This is a genomic window from Curtobacterium sp. NPDC090217 (assembly GCF_044746705.1).
In the GTDB taxonomy this organism is placed as follows: domain Bacteria; phylum Actinomycetota; class Actinomycetes; order Actinomycetales; family Microbacteriaceae; genus Curtobacterium.
Genome location: NZ_JBIVCR010000004.1, coordinates 190,415 through 206,258 on the forward strand (window position 1 = coordinate 190,415; position 15,844 = coordinate 206,258).

Here is a 15,844-nt window from a genome sequence, read left to right on the forward strand (position 1 = left end):
CCCGTCCGCCGCTGGCGCGTCGGCCGGGAACCGGCGGCGTGGGCCCAGTTCGGTGGCCGGTGGACTGCCGGACTGGAGGCTCGGGTCAGGTCCGCAAGACGCGCTCGCCGAAGGCGGACGCGAACGTCCGATCCGGGTCGGCCCTGCGGACCAGGTCGCGGAACGCGGGCAGCCGCGGGTACAGCGCTGCCACCGCGTCCGCGTCGAGCGAGCTCATCTTGCCCCAGTGCGGACGGGCGTCGAAGGGGGCGAGCCGCGCCTCGAGGTCGGGGAGGAGTGCCGCGACCTCGACGGGGTGCTTCTTCCAGGTGAACGCGATGCAGAACACGTCATCGCCCTGCGTGGGGGAGAGCCAGAGGTCGTCGGCCGCCATCGTGCGGAGCTCGGCGACGTGCAGGTGTGGCTGGATGCGGTCGGCCAGCCCGCGGAGGGCGTCGAGCGCCGCTGCTGCGTGCCGGAGCGGGACGAAGTGCTCGCTCTGCACCTCGGACCCGTGGGACGGGACCGTGCCGATCGGGAAGTGCGGGAGTCGGTCCCACCACGGGCCCATCGACCCGTCGCGGGCGGTGCGGTGCTCGTCGCCCGGCGTCCCTGGCAGCCGCGGTGCGCCGACGAGCTCGTCGGGCACGTGCGCGCTGCGGGCCTTCACGAGGACCTCGCTGATCTCGTCGCCGAAGCGCGTGTACGAGCAGACCGAGGTGCCGGCGGCGTGGATCTCGGCGGCGTGGTCGAGGAACGTCCGCCACGGGAACGGGCCGTACGCGTCCTGGCGCATGGCGTAGGTCGGCTCGAGGTCGAGCGTCACCCGGGTCACGATGCCGAGGAGGCCGAGGTGCAGGACGCTGCCGGCTCCGTCGACGTCGTCGCTGCCGATGGTGCGCGTCTCGCCGTCCGGACCGAGCAGTTCGAGGCTCCTGACGGCCGTCGAGAGCGACCCGAGTGCGGTGCCGGAGCCGTGCGTGCCGGTGGCGATCGCGCCGCCGATCGAGATGTGCGGGAGCGACCCCATGTTGTGCAGCGCGAAGCCGGCCTCGTCGATCGCGGGGGCGACGTCGCCGTACCGGGTGCCGGCGCCGAGCGTGGCGGTCGCGCGGCCGTCGGGCATGCGGTCGATCACCAGGTCGGTCGGGATCGCCGTCAGGTCGAGCAGCACCCCGGGAGCGTCCGCGACGTCGTTGAACGAGTGCCGGGTGCCGAGGCCGTGGACCCGGGGCTCCCTGGCGACGATCGCGGCGGCTTCGTCCAGCGTGCTCGGGCGTTCGACGCGCTCCGATGTGTACGTGACCGTGCCGGACCAGTTGAGCTCGCTCGTCGTCGACCGCATGCGCCCACGATGCCACGCGCTGCCGTGTGCCGCGGGCGCCGGGCCGGCGAGAGATCGCGCCCCGTCACGAGCATCGCGCCCCGCCGTGACGGGGCGCGATGTTCGTGACGGGGTGCGACCGCGTGGGCCCCGCCGGGCGCGCGGGTGCGGCGCCGCGACCGCGTCAGCGCCGCCGGGCGCGCGGGCTCCCGCGGCGGGTCAGTGCGCCGGCGGGGGCGTCGGGGCGCCCTCCGGCAGTTCGGGCTTCCGCACGAAGAAGGCGGTGAGGATCCCGAAGAGCGAGATGACGCCACCGACGAGGAACGCCGTCTTCACGCCGGACGCCGTCGCGAGCGCCACACCCTCTGCCCCGGAGCCCGCCGTCGCCGTCGCCGCGCCGATCGTCAGGAACGTCACGAACAACGCCGTGCCGGCGGCACCCGCGAGCTGCTGCGTCGTGCCGAGGACCGCGCTGCCGTGCGAGTAGAGCTTCGGCGGCAGCACGCCGAGTGCCGCGGTGAAGAGGGGCGTGAAGGTCAGGGCGAGCCCGATGCTCAGCACGACGTGGGCGCCGAGGACGAACCACACGCTCGTGTCCGTGCCGACCGTGGACAACCCCCACATCACGACGCTGATGATGATCGTGCCCGGGATGAGGAGGACCCGCGGCCCGCGCCGGTCGTAGATGCGCCCGACGATCGGGGAGAGCAGACCCATGAGCAGGCCGCCGGGGAGCAGGAGGAGACCGACGTTCAGGACCTCGAGCCCGAGGACGCGCTCGAGGTAGATCGGCAGCAGGATCAGCGTGCCGAGCATGACCAGGAAGCTCAGCCCCATCCCGACGATCGGCACGGTGAAGCCCCGACTCTGGAACGTGCGGAGGTCGAGCAGGGCGCGGTCGCTGCGCTGGAGCCGGGTCTGCCGGAGGACGAACAGCACGAGCCCGACGACACCGACCACGAGCGCCGTGATCGGGACGACCGGTCCGCTGGTGGCGATCTCGGCGATGCTCGACAGGCCGTACACGACGCCGCCGAACGCGAAGGCGGAGAGCACGACCGAGAGCACGTCGAGCGGGGCGGGCCGAGGGGTGCCCACGTTCCGGACCTTCACCATGCCGAGGACCAGCGCCGCGATCGCGATCGGCAGCACGAACCCGAACAGCCAGCGCCACGAGAACGCGTTGAGGATGAGCCCGGAGATGGTCGGTCCGACGGCGGGGGCGACCGAGATGACGATCGAGATGTTGCCCATGATCCGACCGCGGTGTGCCGGATCGACGAGCGTCAGGACGGTCGTCATGAGCAGCGGCATCATGATCGCCGTGCCGCTCGCCTGCACGATGCGCCCGACGAGCAGGGTGGCGAACCCGGGAGCCAGGAGCGCGATGAGCGTGCCGGCGGAGAACAGGCTCATCGCCCACATGAAGACCGGCCGCGTGTTGAAACGCTGCAGCAGGAATCCGGTGATCGGGATGACGACGGCCATCGTCAGGAGGAACCCGGTCGTCAGCCACTGCCCGGTCGCCGCACTGATGTCGAGGTCGTCCATGAGCCGCGGCAGCGCGACACCCATGATCGTCTCGTTGAGGATCACGACGAACGCGGACACGAGCAGCAGCCCGATCACCAGGCGGTCGTCGGCAGCCGTGCGCGCCGGGACGCTGCCGGTCCGTGGTGCGGTGTCGATGGCGTGGTCGGTCATGTGGCGGCTCCGAACGGTGGATTGTGGGGAGTCCGCACGAGCGGACGCGTGACCGGGCGTCACGCCGGGCACTGGGTGTGCAGCACCTGAACGGACTCGATTATTCCGCGATCCACCGACACCCGTGGTGAACGGTCAGTGCAGGATGTCGAACGACGCGGCGTCGCCGTGCGGGACGACCGGGCGCGTCGAGACCTCGGTCACGCTCGCCGACGGTGGCCCGGTGTGCAGCATCTCCACGAGGGCGTCCACGGCGGGCGACGGCCCTTCCGCCTCGACCTCGACCGTGCCGTCGAAGAGGTTCCGTGCGTAGCCCGTCAGCTCGAGCCCGTCCGCCTTGCGTGCCGTCCAGTAGCGGAACCCGACCCCCTGGACCGTCCCCGAGACGATGGCGTGCACCCTGGTCACCGTTGTCATGTCGCCCAATGTATGCGGGTCGGGTTTCCCGGGCATCACCAGGGTTTTTCGGGGCCGTGACCGATTGTTTCGGCGACGTGTCGCCGGCATGTGGACACGGTGATAGAGTCACTGGAACCAGAACACTTAAAGTCAATCAAACCTGAACGCAGGCACCTTGGACGAAGCAGCAATCCGCGTCGCGGTCTCGACCGTGATCGTCGCGCTGCGCCCGCACCCCGACACGGGTGCGCCGGCGCTGTGGATGCCGCTCGTCCGCCGCACCGCCGAGCCGTACGAGGGATCGTGGGCGCTCCCCGGTGGCTGGGTCCGTCCGGACGAGGGGCTCGAGGACTCCGCAGCCGCCCGCCTGCGCGAGACGACCAACGTCCAGCCGCGCTACCTCGAGCAGCTCTACGCGTTCGGCGACGTCGACCGGTCCCCGACCCGCGTCGTGTCGATCGTGTACTGGGCGCTGGTCCGCCCGGACGAGGCGAGCGTCGTGCCGGACGACTGGAACGTGCGGTGGTTCCTCGCCGACGAGCACCCGCCGCTCGCGTTCGACCACGACCACATCGCCGAGTACGCCCTCTGGCGGCTGCGGAACAAGATGTCGTACTCCCGCATCGCGCAGGCGTTCCTCGGCGACCGGTTCACCCTCGCCGAGCTCCGCGCCGTGTACGAGGCCGTGCTCGGTCGTCCGCTCGACCCCGCGAACTTCCGGCGGCAGGTCGCGCAGTCCGACGCCGTGATCGCCACCGACGAGACCACGAGCGGGGACCGGCACCGTCCGGCCCGGCTGTACCGCTCGAACCCCGACCTGGCCTACGCGGACAACGGCCCGCTGCGACAGGGCACCACGACCGAGAACCAGACACGACCGCAGAACCGATAGGAACCACCGTGTCCATCGCAACGACCATCGAGCTCATCTCCAACGGCAAGGCCGACGGCAGCACCTGCACGCCGGACCTCGCGATGCCGACGTGGGACTTCGACGCCAGGCCCGGCTACGGCCCCGGTTCGTCGATGTCCGACGTCATCCCGACCTCCGCACCGCGGCAGGGCGTGATCCCGGATGAGTACAAGCACGCGCCGGTGGAGGAACTGCACGAGCGCATCGAGCAGGCGAAGGCGACGTTGGGGGACCGGGTCGTGGTGCTCGGCCACTTCTACCAGCGCGACGAGGTCGTCCGGCACGCGGACTTCCTCGGCGACTCGTTCCAGCTCGCCAACGCCGCCCTGACGAAGCCCGATGCCGAGGCGATCGTCTTCTGCGGCGTGCACTTCATGGCGGAGACCGCCGACGTCCTCGCCCGTGACGACCAGCGCGTCATCCTGCCGAACCTCGCGGCGGGCTGCTCGATGGCCGACATGGCCGACATCGACAGCGTCGAGGCGGCATGGGCCGAGCTCGAGTCCGTCTACGGCACCGAACCCGACGCCGACGGCCGCGTGCCGGTCATCCCCGTCACGTACATGAACTCCGCCGCCGACCTCAAGGCGTTCTGCGGTCGCCACGGCGGCATCGTCTGCACCAGCTCCAACGCGGCGACCGTGCTCGAGTGGGCGTTCGAGCGTGGACAGCGCGTGCTGTTCTTCCCCGACCAGCACCTCGGGCGCAACACCGCGAAGGCGATGGGCATCAGCACCGACCTCATGCCGATGTGGAACCCGAGGAAGCCCCTCGGCGGCAACACTGCTGAGGACCTGCAGGATGCGAAGGTCGTCCTCTGGCACGGCTTCTGCTCCGTGCACCGCCGCTTCACCGTCGACCAGATCGACCAGGCCCGCCGCGACCACCCCGGCGTCCAGGTGATCGTGCACCCGGAGTGCCCGATGGCCGTCGTCGACGCCGCTGATGCCGCCGGCAGCACCGACCTCATCCGGAAGACCGTCGCGGCCGCGACCGAACCGACCACGTTCGCGATCGGCACCGAGATCAACATGGTGAACCGGCTCGCCGCCGAGCACCCGCAGCACACGATCTTCTGCCTCGACCCGGTCGTCTGCCCGTGCTCGACGATGTACCGGATCCACCCCGGGTACCTGGCGTGGGTGCTCGAGGCGCTCGTGCGCGGCGAGGTCCTCAACGAGATCGTCGTCCCGGACGAGGTCAAGGCCGACGCCAAGGTCGCCCTCGAACGCATGCTCGCCGCGAAGCCGCGGGACTAGGACGGCGCCGTGCACGTCGTCATCGTCGGCTCCGGCATCGCCGGCCTCACCGCCGCGATCCGTGCGAGCGCCCGCCACGACGTCACCCTCGTGACGAAGGGTGCCCTCGCGGACGCCGCGACGAGCCACGCGCAGGGCGGCATCGCCGTCGCGCTCGGCGCCGACGACACCGTGGCACTGCACGCCGCGGACACGCACGTCGCGGCGGCGGGCAGCGCCGACGCCCGCGCCGTCGAGGTCCTCTGCTCCGACGGACCGGCACGCGTCCGCGACCTGCTCGCGCTCGGCGTCCCGTTCGACCGCACCGACGACCCGGCGAGCCTCGACCGGTACGGCGACGACCTCGCCCGCGGGCGGGAAGCCGCACACGGGCGCTGGCGGGTCGTGCACGCCGCCGGGGACGCGACCGGTGCCGCGATCGAGCAGACGCTCATCCGCGCGCTGCACCGCCAGCACGTGACGATCCTCGAGCGCACCTGCCTCACCGGCCTGGTCGTGCGGGATGGCACGGTGGTCGGTATCGACGTGCTCGACCTGCTGGGCGAGCCGCGCCGCATCGACGCCGACGCCGTCGTGCTCGCCTCCGGGGGAGCCGGACACCTCTACCGCGAGACGACGAACCCGCTCGTCGCGACCGGCGACGGCGCAGCGGCCGCCTGGCGCGCCGGAGCCGTCCTCGCGGACCTCGAGTTCATGCAGTTCCACCCGACCCGGCTCGCGGTCCCCGGCGGCGGGCTCGTCTCCGAGGCCGTCCGCGGCGAGGGCGCCGTCCTCCGCGACGCGCGCGGACACCGCTTCATGCCGGACGTCCACCCGGACGCCGAACTCGCGCCCCGTGACGTCGTGGCACGGGGGATCGCGGCCGCGATGCGCGACGGCGGCGAGGTGTTCCTCGATGCGAGCGGGCTCGACCCGGACTTCCTCGTCGCACGGTTCCCCGGCCTCACCCGTGCGACCCGCGCAGCCGGCTTCGACTGGACCCGGGAGGGCGTCCCCGTCGCCCCGGCAGCGCACTACTTCATGGGCGGCATCGCCACCGACGCGGAGGGACGCACCAGCCTCCCCGGACTCCTCGCGATCGGCGAGGCGGCCTGCACCGGCGTGCACGGCGCCAACCGACTCGCGTCGAACTCGCTGCTCGAAGGACTGGTCTTCGCCGTCCGCGCAGCGGACGCGGTCGACGCGGCGCGACCCGGCCTGCTCCGCCTGCGCGGCGATGCGACGTTCCCCGTCACCGCGGTGCGCGACGAGGCGGCGGCGATCCGGGCCTCCCGGCAGTGCCGTCCTGGAGGCCCGGATCACCAGGACCCGCAAGCGCACGTCCGTCAGACGGTGCAGACCGTCATGACCGACCGCGTCGGCCTGCTCCGTGACGCCGGTGGGCTGGCGGCCGCGCGCCGCGAGTTCGCGGCGCTCGCCGTGGACGCACCCCGGACGGTGCGGGAGCACGAGGACCGAGCGCTGCTCGACCTCGCCCGTCTGGTGGCCCGTGCCGCCGAGGCCCGCACCGAGTCCCGCGGCGCGCACGCCCGCACCGACCACCCGGACACCGACCCCGGTGCTCCGGCATCGACCGGCTGGGTCGCCGTCCGCTCGTCCGTCTCCGATCCCGTCCCCGAGGAAGCACTCGCATGACCACCGATCCAGGAACCATCCCGCCGCACGCGCTCCGTCGCGTCATCGAGACCGCGCTCGAGGAGGACGCACCGTGGGGCGACGTCACGAGTGAGACGCTCCTCCCCATCGACGCGATCGCGACGGCGACCCTCGGCGCGCGGGAACCCGGCGTGCTGAGTGGTGGCGGGGTGTTCGTCGCCGTGATGCACGCGGTCGACCCGCTCATCTCGGCGACCGTCCTCGTCGCGGACGGCGACCCGTTCGAGCCGGGTGACGTCCTCGCGACCGTGACCGGGCCGGCGCGAGCGGTGCTGCGGGCCGAGCGGGTCGCGCTCAACCTCGTGCAGCGGATGTCGGGCATCGCGACGTCGACGGCGCGCTACGTCGCGGCCGTCGCCGGGACCCGGGCACGGATCGTGGACACCAGGAAGACCACGCCGGGGCTCCGCGCGCTCGAGCGGTACGCGGTCCGGTGCGGCGGCGGCCACAACCACCGGACGTCGCTGTCCGACGCGGTGCTCGCGAAGGACAACCACCTCGCCGTGCTGCTCGCGAGCGGGATCGGCATCGGGCAGGCGATCCGGGACGCCCGGGAGCGACTCGGGCACACCGTGCACCTCGAGGTCGAGGTGGACCGCATCGACCAGATCGAACCCGTCGTCGCCGCCGGAGTGGACACGATCATGCTCGACAACTTCTCGATCGACGACCTGGTGACGGGTGTCGATCTCGTGGCCGGACGCGCGCTCGTCGAGGCGTCCGGCGGGGTGGCCCTCGACACCGTCGCGGCGATCGCGGCCACCGGGGTCGACATCATCTCGGTCGGGGCCCTGACGCACTCCGCGCGCGCACTCGACCTCGGGCTCGACGTGTCCGTGACCGGTCCGGCGGCCGGCGCCGGTGCCGGTGGCGGTTCCGGTTCCGGTGCCCGTTCCGGTGGCGGTTCCGGTTCCGGTTCCGGTTCCGGTTCTGCGGGCTGACGTGTTCTACCTCGACCGGGCCGCGACGACGCCCGTCCGCCGCGAGGTGCTCGAGGCGATGTGGCCGTGGCTGACCGGTGGCTTCGGGAACCCGTCGTCGACCCACGGCATCGGGGACCAGGCGGCGCGCGGGCTCGCGGCGGCTCGGGCGTCCGTCGCCGACCTGCTCGGATGCCGCCCGGCCGAGGTCGTCTTCACGGCGGGTGGCACCGAGGGGGCGAACACCGCGGTCAAGGGCATCGCGCTCGCGACACCGCGCGGGCGCCACGTCGTGACGAGTGCGATCGAACACGAGGCGGTCCTGGCGAGCTGCGAGTACCTCGAACGCTTCCACGACTTCACGGTGACCGTGCTGCCGGTCGACGCGTCCGGTCGGGTCGACCCTGCCGTGCTGGCCGCCGCGCTCCGACCGGACACCACCCTCGTGTCGATCGCCCACGCGGACAACGAGATCGGCACCGTCCAGGACATCCCGGCACTCGCCGCACTCGCGCACGGTGTCGGCGCGCGCTTCCACACCGACGCGGTGCAGTCCGCACCGTGGCTGCCGATCGGGCTCGACGTCCTCGGGGTCGACGCGCTCTCGTTCTCCGGTCACAAGCTCGGCGCCCCGAAGGGCACCGGTGTCCTCGCGATCCGTGCCGGGGTGCCGATGGAGCCGCTCGTGCACGGCGGGGGACAGGAGCGCGGGCGTCGGTCCGGGACCGAGGACGTCGCCGGCGCGGTGGCGGTGGCGACGGCACTGTCGGTCGGGGGTGCGTCCGCGTCGGATGCGGCGCGGGCCTCCTCGATGCACGCTTCCTCGGTGCGTGACGCTGTGTTGGACGGGGTCGTGGCGAGTGTCCCCGGGGCGTTCGTCACCGGGTCGCGCGAGCACCGGCTCCCAGGGCACGCGTCGTTCTGCTTCCCCGGGGTGAACGGCGAGACGGTGCTCCTCGAGCTCGAACAGCGTGACGTGGTCTCGTCGTCGGGGAGTGCCTGCGCAGCCGGCAGCACAGAGGCATCGCACGTGCTCACGGCGCTCGGGCTCTCCGACGAGGTGGCGCGCAGTGCGGTGCGGCTGACGTTCGATGCGTCGTTGTCCGACGCCGATGTGCCAGTCGTGGTCGGGGCGGTCGCCGACGCCGTCGCGGCGGTGCGCGCTCTGATTTAGAGTGGCACCTGATATGTTGCTGGGATGGGTGCGCAATGCTCGAGTTGATCCGTCAGCATTACGACGATATCGCCTGGCTCCTCGCCGGCGCGTTTGCCTCGACCGCGCTCGGATGGCTGTACTCGCGGTTCGGGCGGCGGCGGCGTGGTCGTCATGATTGATTTCTCGACCGCCTCGGGCCTCATTGGTATCGCGATGGGGCTTCCAATCGGAAGTGCATTCAATCAACTTGCGACGGGCTCGCACCTCGAAGGCGGGGTCGGCCTGCACGGCGCCATCGCGGAGGCTCGAGCGAGTACCGACTGGCATGTCTGGGCCCGCGTCCGATCGTCTCTCGGCACCGGGCACGCTCGGTCTCGAACTCACGGATCCTCTGGATCCGATGGGGACTGGGGGCGGCTGCTCGGTTCGCTCGGCGTCACTGTTTATCTCGTCTACCTCTACGCAATTTTCTCGACCGAGGTTGCAACGGTTCTGGCGGTCGCTGCCGGCCTAACCCTGCTCTCGACCGTGGCAACGTTCGCGATCCTCTTCTGGCAGGGGGTGGTCGCTGGGCGGCGGTTTGCGTGGGAACTCCTGTCCGTCCTGCTCTACGTCCTATTCGGGGTCACAAGCGCGATCTGGTTGCTGCACCCGCTCATGCATCCGGTGCTCCAGACGTTCCTCGAGCGGGTCGACCCCGCAGATCGCACCTTCTCCGCGGCGGTCTCTGCTGTGATGCATGCGCAAGGAAGTGAGGTCCCGGTCCTCCTTTGTCAGGCGGTCGGTGCTGTCATTGCGTTTTTCGTGCTCGTTTCCGGCACATCGCTCTGCATCGCGAGCGTTGCCGGCGTCTACGTGGTCCTCGGTGGTGACGGAGCTTGGGGGCGTTGGCTGTGGCGGCCGGTGTTCTGGACCGTGCGCTGGTCGACCGGCATGCGATGGACCCTTGCATTCAGCGCCCTCGCCTCGATTCTCCTCACGAGTGGAATCGGAGTCGAAGCGGGAATCAGGGTGGCTACATGGGTTTCCGACGTGATTCCGTCTGCAGGGGCCACAGTGGTGTACTAGACGTTCTACTCCAGCACTGGGGACTTGTCCCCCCTTTTGCGGACACGCGATCTCGGCCACAGTGTTCACATGGCAAACGCGATAACGACTCGAGTCGCCCGGGAGGACCGCTTCCGGGTGGTGCAGCTCCTGCCGGCGCCCGCGACCGTCCTCGCACTCGCCGTCGCCGCAGGGCACGATCTCGGTTCGGCGCCCCTCGGGCTCATCGCCGTCATCGGGGCGCTCGCGACCATCGGGAGCGCGGTGCTCCCGATGATCCGCCCCGCTGCGACGTGTCGATCGATGCCCGCCCCGACCGAGTCGGAGCGGTACCGAGAGGACACCGAGCACCGCTGAAGACCCGCGCCGCCCGGATCCGGTTCCCCCCTCGGGATCCGATCGGCGCGATCAGCCGGAAGCGTCCTGTGAAGCACGCGTCCGGAGCGGGTCACGACATCCCCTGTCGTCGTGCCCCGCAGTACCCGGAGCCCCGCCACGGATCGCGGGACGTCATCCCTGTACGACGTCCCCGGATCCCCTCCGTCCGTGGTGGGACCGGGTGCGTTTCCCTGTCGGGGATGATCGTTAGCGTTGGCCTGTGCCCTCGTACCGTGTGACCCTCGCCGTCGGTGCCCTGGCGCCCGGTGTCGCCCCCGACGCCGTGCTCCCGGCTGCCGCTCGCCTCGTCGCCGAGCAGGTCGTCGTCGAAGCGCAGGACGTCCGGCTGATCCGGGGTGTCCCGTGCGCGGTCGTCCGCTACGAGGCGGGTGACGACGAGGTCGCGATCGCGGTCGCCCGGCTCGCGGTCGCCGGCCTGCGGGACACGGTGGAGATCCGCTCCGACCGGGTCACGCGCCGTGACGGCGGGACGTGGACCCCGATCGCGTAGGACTCCCCGCAACGCTCCCCGCTCGCGTGGCCTTCGCCGACGGCACCGGCCAGACGTAGTCGAGGTCGTCGGGGACGTCGGGGAAGAGCGGCAGGTAGTGCTCCCGGTCCTTCTGCACGAGCTTCGACCGGTGCGATCGGTGCACGGCCTCGTCGTCGTTCCACGGCGGCACCCGGTAGTCGCCGCGTTCGTACGCGTCGAGGTCATCGGGGGAGCGGCCGAGGTCGGCCAGGGTCTTCGCGAGACACGTGTCGACGTGCCCGCGGTCGAGCCAGACGGCGCAGACGGCGTCCTGGTACGCCATCAGCGCCGGCCGGTACCCGCGCCACATCGCCACGACGGGGTGGTGCTGCCACCCGTAGTCCGGCAGGGTCAGGGCCCGCATCACCTGCAGCGTCTCGACGCGCTGCTTCCCGAGCCGCCGGTCGTCGAGGGACTCGGCCGATGCGTGGAAGTCCGCGAACGGCAGGAACGTCTGCATGCGGCGAACGGTACGCGGGCCGCCTGGGGCGACACATGTCGTCACAACCGTGCGGGCTCTCCGGGTGCGTGTGAGCATCGAACGCATGAGCGGAGAACTCGTCGTCGGCGTCAGCGGCAGCCCATCTGACCCGTCGCGCACATCGACCCTGGTTGCCGCCACGGTCGCGCGACTCGGTGAGGAGATCGAGGACGCGCGCACCCTGACCGTGGAGATCGGGCCGCTGCTCGCCGACCTCGGGGCAGCGTCCGACCGTTCGGCGATGTCCCCGACCACGGTCGCCGCACTCGAAGCCGTGGAAGCGGCCGACGTGCTCGTCGTCGGCAGTCCGGCGTTCCGTGCCGCGTACTCCGGCGCCTTCAAGCTCTTCTTCGACTGGATCGGGCAGTACGACCTCGTCGACACCCCGGTCCTCCTCACCGCGACGGGCGGGAGCGACCGGCACGCACTGCTCGTCGAGCACCAGATGCGTCCGCTGTTCGGCTTCTTCCAGTCCACGACGCTCCCGATCGGGGTTTTCGGCAACGAGCGGGACTTCACCAAGCGCGAGGGCGGCTACGACATCTCGAACATCGACCTCGAGCTCCGCATCGACCAGGCCGTCCGCCGGGCGCTGCCGATCATCCGCGGCGGCTTCGTCACGGCAGCGGCGACGGACGTCCCCCGCCCCGCCGACTTCTGAGCCTGGCGCCGGCGCACGCGCACCGGTGTGAGACGCCGCCCTCCGGCCGAGACGCCGCCGGATTGTGCGTCGTCTCGCGCAGAGTGAGGTGTCTCGACCCGACCGAGGGTCAGTTCAGCAGGGACGCGACGTGTGCGACCGCCAGGCGGTAGCCGTCGGCGCCCGCGCCGGCGATCACCGCTGTGGCCGCCGTGGCGACGTGGTCGACATGGCGGAACGACTCGCGCTTCCACGTGTTCGAGATGTGCACCTCGACGACCGGGACCGAGAGCGCCTCGACGGCGTCGTGCAGCGCGACCGAGGTGTGCGCGTACGCCGCGGGGTTGATGACGACGCCGACGAAGTCGTCGAGCGCCTCGTGCAGCCACTCGACGAGCTCGCCCTCGCGGTTGGTCTGACGGAAGTCCGCCTCGAGATCGTGGACCGCTGCCTCGGTGTGCACGATCGCCTCGATCTCGGCGAGTGTCACGGCGCCGTACTGCTCCGGGTCGCGTCGGCCGAGGATGTCGAGGTTCGGGCCGTTGAGGACGAGGATGCGCGGCTGCTCGGTCATGTCCGAAGCCTACCGAGGGGGATTCTGACGTCCCCCGGTTCGCCTGACACATGTCATGGCTATGTGAACGGTCACAATAGGCCACCGCGCAGATCGGCGCAAAAGTTACAAAACGGTACTACCCGGGTAATGTCCCCCGATGGATCTGCGCAGACGCGGATCACAGCACATCGACGTGGAGTCAATACATGGTTCTCGCTGCAGCGAACAACGGGATCCAGCTCAACCTGGGCTGGGTCGACTACCTGATGATCATCGTGTACTTCGCGGTCGTCATCGGGATCGGGTTCACCGCCCGGAAACAGGTCAGGACGAGCATGGACTTCTTCCTGTCCGGCCGCTCGATGCCCGCCTGGATCACCGGTCTGGCGTTCGTGTCCGCCAACCTCGGCGCGACCGAGATCCTCGGCATGGCCGCCAACGGTGCCCAGATCGGCATGGCGACCCTGCACTACTACCTCGTCGGTGCCGTGCCGGCGATGGTGTTCCTCGGGCTCGTGATGATGCCGTTCTACTACGGCTCCAAGGTCCGGTCGGTGCCGGAGTTCATGCTCCGTCGCTTCGGCAAGGCACCGCACCTGGTGAACTCGATCGCGTTCGCGGTGTCGAACGTCCTGATCGCGGGCATCAACCTCTACGCGATGGCGATCGTCATCGAGGCGATGCTCGGCTGGCCGGAGTGGCTCGCCATCATCGTCTCCGCCGGCTTCGTGCTGGCGTACATCACGCTCGGCGGGCTCTCGAGCGCGATCTACAACGAGGTCATGCAGTTCTTCGTGATCATCGCCGGGCTCGTCCCGCTGACGATCGTCGGCCTGCACCGCGTCGGCGGCTGGAGCGGCCTCAAGTCCGCGATCATCGAGACACAGGGCGTGCAGCACCTGCAGGCGTGGGCCGGCACCGGCTTCGGTGACGTGACCAACCCGATCGGCGCCAACTGGCTCGCCATCGTCCTGGGCCTCGGCTTCGTGCTCGGCTTCGGCTACTGGACGACGAACTTCACCGAGGTGCAGCGCGCGTTCTCGGCGAAGAACATGTCCGCAGCCCGCCGCACCCCGCTCATCGCCGCGATCCCGAAGCTCTTCATCCCCTTCATCGTCGTCATCCCCGGCCTCATCGCCGCGGCGGTCGTCGGCAACCAGTTCGCCGACGGCACGCTGACGTACAACGACGCGATCCCGAAGCTCATCCAGATGTACCTGCCGACCGGCGTCCTCGGCGTCGCGGTGACGGGGCTCCTCGCGAGCTTCATGGCCGGTATGGCCGCGAACGTGTCGTCGTTCAACACGGTCTTCACCTACGACATCTGGCAGCGCTACATCAAGCCGAACATGCCGGACGTGCACTACCTGAAGACCGGTCGCTGGGTCACCGTCGTCGGTGTCCTCGTCGGCATCGCCACCGCGTTCATCGCCGCCCAGGCGGGGAACATCATGACCTACATGCAGACGCTGTTCTCGTTCTTCAACGCGCCGCTGTTCGCCGTGTTCATCCTCGGTCTGCTCTGGAAGCGGATGACCACCCAGGGTGCGCTGTGGGGCTACATCCTCGGCATCGTGACCCCGACGGTCACCTGGATCGCGTACCTGGTCAACCCGAAGCTGTTCGCCACCGGGACCGCCGAGACGCTGTACGGCGCGATCATCTCGTTCGTCACGGTGCTCGTCGTCGGGTTCGTCGTGTCGATGTTCACCAAGCCCAAGGCCGAGAAGGACCTCGGCGGCCTGGTCTACGGCGTCGGCAAGATCGACATGCACGGTGACGCCGTCGCGACCGACACCGCCTGGTACCGCTCGCCGGCGCTCCTCGGCACGATCGCCCTCGTGCTCTGCGTCGTCCTCTACCTGCCGTTCCTCTGATCCGAAGGAGATCACCGCTCATGAGTGACACCACCACCTCGATGACGGACGAGCAGAAGGCCGCGCTCGTCCGCTCCACCCGCCGCCTCGACCTGCGCCGCATCCTCGGCGGCCTCTTCGTCCTCTACGGCATCATCACGACGATCGTCGGGATCGTGCACTGGGACACCGACCCGGAGAAGACCGGCGGCATCCACATCAACCTCTGGGTCGGGCTCTCGATGCTCGCCGGCGGGCTCCTCTTCTTCCTCTGGGACCGGCTCGCGCCCGTCCCGGCGGAGGACATCATCGGCCAGGCCGAGGCGGAGGCGCACCAGAAGGCAGCAGGCGAAGGCCGCGAGCTCGCCTGAGCGATCGGTCGGCCGCTGATCCGGTTCGACTCGGAACGACGAAGTCGCTGTCGTACGACAGCGACTTCGTCGTTCCTGCACGGGCGCAACAGTGTGCGTCCGCAAGGAGCGACAGAGCGGTCGTCGTGCGACAGCGACGTTGTCGCCCTGGAGCGGACGGGAGGCTCGGGTCGGGTCCGGCAGCGATGGTTGCGACACGAAACGGTTGCGGTGCGCGCGTGGTCGGGCCAGGTTGGGTCCATGCCGACCATGGTCTTCATCAACCTGCCCGTCGCCGACCTCGACCGCTCCAAGGCCTTCTACGAGGCGCTCGGGTACCCCATCAACCCGATGTTCAGCGACGAGACCGCCGCGTGTGTCGTCGTCAGCGACACGATCTACGTCATGGTCCTGACCACGGCGAAGTTCGCCGAGTTCACCGACAAGACGATCGCCGACCCCTCGACGATCGAGGTGATCAACTCCCTCAGTGCCGACTCGAAGGACGACGTGCACCGCATCGTCGACGCGGCCGTCGCAGCGGGGGGCACCGAGGACCGGCCGGAGATGGACCTCGGGTTCATGTACCAGCGGAGCTTCACCGACCCGGACGGCCACCGCTGGGAGTACGTGTGGATGGACCCGCAGGCCGCGCAGGACGGCCCGCCCGCGGCGTGACGGTCGTGGCCGGTAG

General features: G+C 70.3%; 18 protein-coding genes. 13 read left to right on the forward strand and 5 right to left on the reverse strand.

Annotation, left to right across the window (positions count from 1 at the left end; all coding sequences use genetic code 11):
- Window positions 1–85 precede the first annotated feature (85 nt).
- From ACIPJ2_RS15100 to ACIPJ2_RS15110, 3 genes are all read right to left on the reverse strand, one after another.
- Window positions 86–1,324 (reverse strand): D-arabinono-1,4-lactone oxidase, encoded by a 1,239-nt coding sequence (locus ACIPJ2_RS15100; RefSeq protein ID WP_402729502.1) that lies wholly within the window; start codon window positions 1,322–1,324, stop codon window positions 86–88.
- Window positions 1,325–1,522: 198 nt separating this feature from the next.
- Window positions 1,523–3,007: an MDR family MFS transporter gene (locus tag ACIPJ2_RS15105; protein WP_402729503.1), complete on the reverse strand. Its 1,485-nt coding sequence runs from the start codon at window positions 3,005–3,007 to the stop codon at window positions 1,523–1,525.
- A 135-nt stretch (window positions 3,008–3,142) separates the two neighbouring features.
- Window positions 3,143–3,424, reverse strand: coding sequence for an acylphosphatase (locus ACIPJ2_RS15110; protein WP_281265213.1), 282 nt, complete (start codon window positions 3,422–3,424; stop codon window positions 3,143–3,145).
- A gap of 157 nt (window positions 3,425–3,581) precedes the next feature.
- Between ACIPJ2_RS15110 and ACIPJ2_RS15115 the strand changes: the two genes are divergently transcribed.
- The 9 genes from ACIPJ2_RS15115 to ACIPJ2_RS15155 all read left to right on the forward strand — a co-directional run bounded on the left by ACIPJ2_RS15115 (window position 3,582) and on the right by ACIPJ2_RS15155 (window position 11,246).
- A complete protein-coding gene (locus ACIPJ2_RS15115) occupies window positions 3,582–4,298 on the forward strand; it encodes an NrtR DNA-binding winged helix domain-containing protein (RefSeq protein WP_402729504.1) in 717 nt (238 codons plus the stop codon).
- 8 nt (window positions 4,299–4,306) lie between these two features.
- Window positions 4,307–5,578, forward strand: coding sequence for a quinolinate synthase NadA (gene nadA, locus ACIPJ2_RS15120; protein ID WP_402729505.1), 1,272 nt, complete (start codon window positions 4,307–4,309; stop codon window positions 5,576–5,578).
- Between the two features lie 9 nt (window positions 5,579–5,587).
- Entirely contained in the window at window positions 5,588–7,213 is a 1,626-nt protein-coding gene (gene nadB, locus ACIPJ2_RS15125) for an L-aspartate oxidase (RefSeq protein WP_402729506.1), read from the forward strand.
- Window positions 7,210–8,175: a carboxylating nicotinate-nucleotide diphosphorylase gene (nadC, locus tag ACIPJ2_RS15130; protein ID WP_402729507.1), complete on the forward strand. Its 966-nt coding sequence runs from the start codon at window positions 7,210–7,212 to the stop codon at window positions 8,173–8,175. The genes nadB and nadC overlap by 4 nt, the downstream gene beginning before the upstream one ends.
- A 1-nt stretch (window position 8,176) precedes the next feature.
- Window positions 8,177–9,328: a cysteine desulfurase family protein gene (locus ACIPJ2_RS15135; RefSeq protein WP_402729508.1), complete on the forward strand. Its 1,152-nt coding sequence runs from the start codon at window positions 8,177–8,179 to the stop codon at window positions 9,326–9,328.
- Window positions 9,329–9,363: 35 nt separating this feature from the next.
- Complete coding sequence (locus ACIPJ2_RS15140; RefSeq protein ID WP_402729509.1) at window positions 9,364–9,489, forward strand: hypothetical protein; 126 nt, start codon at window positions 9,364–9,366, stop codon at window positions 9,487–9,489.
- Window positions 9,482–10,378 (forward strand): hypothetical protein, encoded by an 897-nt coding sequence (locus tag ACIPJ2_RS15145; protein ID WP_402729510.1) that lies wholly within the window; start codon window positions 9,482–9,484, stop codon window positions 10,376–10,378. The genes ACIPJ2_RS15140 and ACIPJ2_RS15145 overlap by 8 nt, the downstream gene beginning before the upstream one ends.
- A gap of 69 nt (window positions 10,379–10,447) precedes the next feature.
- Window positions 10,448–10,714 carry a hypothetical protein gene (locus ACIPJ2_RS15150; RefSeq protein WP_402729511.1) on the forward strand — a complete coding sequence of 89 codons (267 nt, stop codon included), beginning with the start codon at window positions 10,448–10,450 and terminating at the stop codon, window positions 10,712–10,714.
- 241 nt (window positions 10,715–10,955) lie between these two features.
- The gene (locus ACIPJ2_RS15155) at window positions 10,956–11,246 is read left to right on the forward strand and encodes a hypothetical protein (RefSeq protein ID WP_281265206.1); all 291 of its coding nucleotides are present in this window, start codon (window positions 10,956–10,958) and stop codon (window positions 11,244–11,246) included.
- Here ACIPJ2_RS15155 and ACIPJ2_RS15160 read toward each other — a convergent pair.
- Window positions 11,206–11,727: an MSMEG_6728 family protein gene (locus ACIPJ2_RS15160; protein ID WP_402729512.1), complete on the reverse strand. Its 522-nt coding sequence runs from the start codon at window positions 11,725–11,727 to the stop codon at window positions 11,206–11,208. The two genes, ACIPJ2_RS15155 and ACIPJ2_RS15160, sit on opposite strands and share 41 nt — an antisense overlap.
- Before the next feature lie 85 nt (window positions 11,728–11,812).
- Here ACIPJ2_RS15160 and ACIPJ2_RS15165 point away from each other — a divergent pair, with 85 nt between their 5' ends.
- Window positions 11,813–12,409: an NAD(P)H-dependent oxidoreductase gene (locus ACIPJ2_RS15165; protein WP_281265204.1), complete on the forward strand. Its 597-nt coding sequence runs from the start codon at window positions 11,813–11,815 to the stop codon at window positions 12,407–12,409.
- Window positions 12,410–12,518: 109 nt separating this feature from the next.
- Here the strand turns inward: ACIPJ2_RS15165 and aroQ are convergent, their stop codons facing one another.
- Entirely contained in the window at window positions 12,519–12,962 is a 444-nt protein-coding gene (aroQ, locus tag ACIPJ2_RS15170) for a type II 3-dehydroquinate dehydratase (protein WP_281265203.1), read from the reverse strand.
- Window positions 12,963–13,150: 188 nt separating this feature from the next.
- Between aroQ and ACIPJ2_RS15175 the strand changes: the two genes are divergently transcribed.
- The 3 genes from ACIPJ2_RS15175 to ACIPJ2_RS15185 all read left to right on the forward strand — a co-directional run bounded on the left by ACIPJ2_RS15175 (window position 13,151) and on the right by ACIPJ2_RS15185 (window position 15,828).
- Window positions 13,151–14,821: a sodium:solute symporter family protein gene (locus tag ACIPJ2_RS15175; protein WP_281265202.1), complete on the forward strand. Its 1,671-nt coding sequence runs from the start codon at window positions 13,151–13,153 to the stop codon at window positions 14,819–14,821.
- 20 nt (window positions 14,822–14,841) lie between these two features.
- Window positions 14,842–15,171, forward strand: a complete 330-nt coding sequence (locus ACIPJ2_RS15180) for a hypothetical protein (RefSeq protein ID WP_281265201.1) — start codon at window positions 14,842–14,844, stop codon at window positions 15,169–15,171.
- Window positions 15,172–15,411: 240 nt separating this feature from the next.
- Window positions 15,412–15,828, forward strand: a complete 417-nt coding sequence (locus ACIPJ2_RS15185) for a VOC family protein (RefSeq protein ID WP_402729513.1) — start codon at window positions 15,412–15,414, stop codon at window positions 15,826–15,828.
- Window positions 15,829–15,844 lie beyond the last annotated feature (16 nt).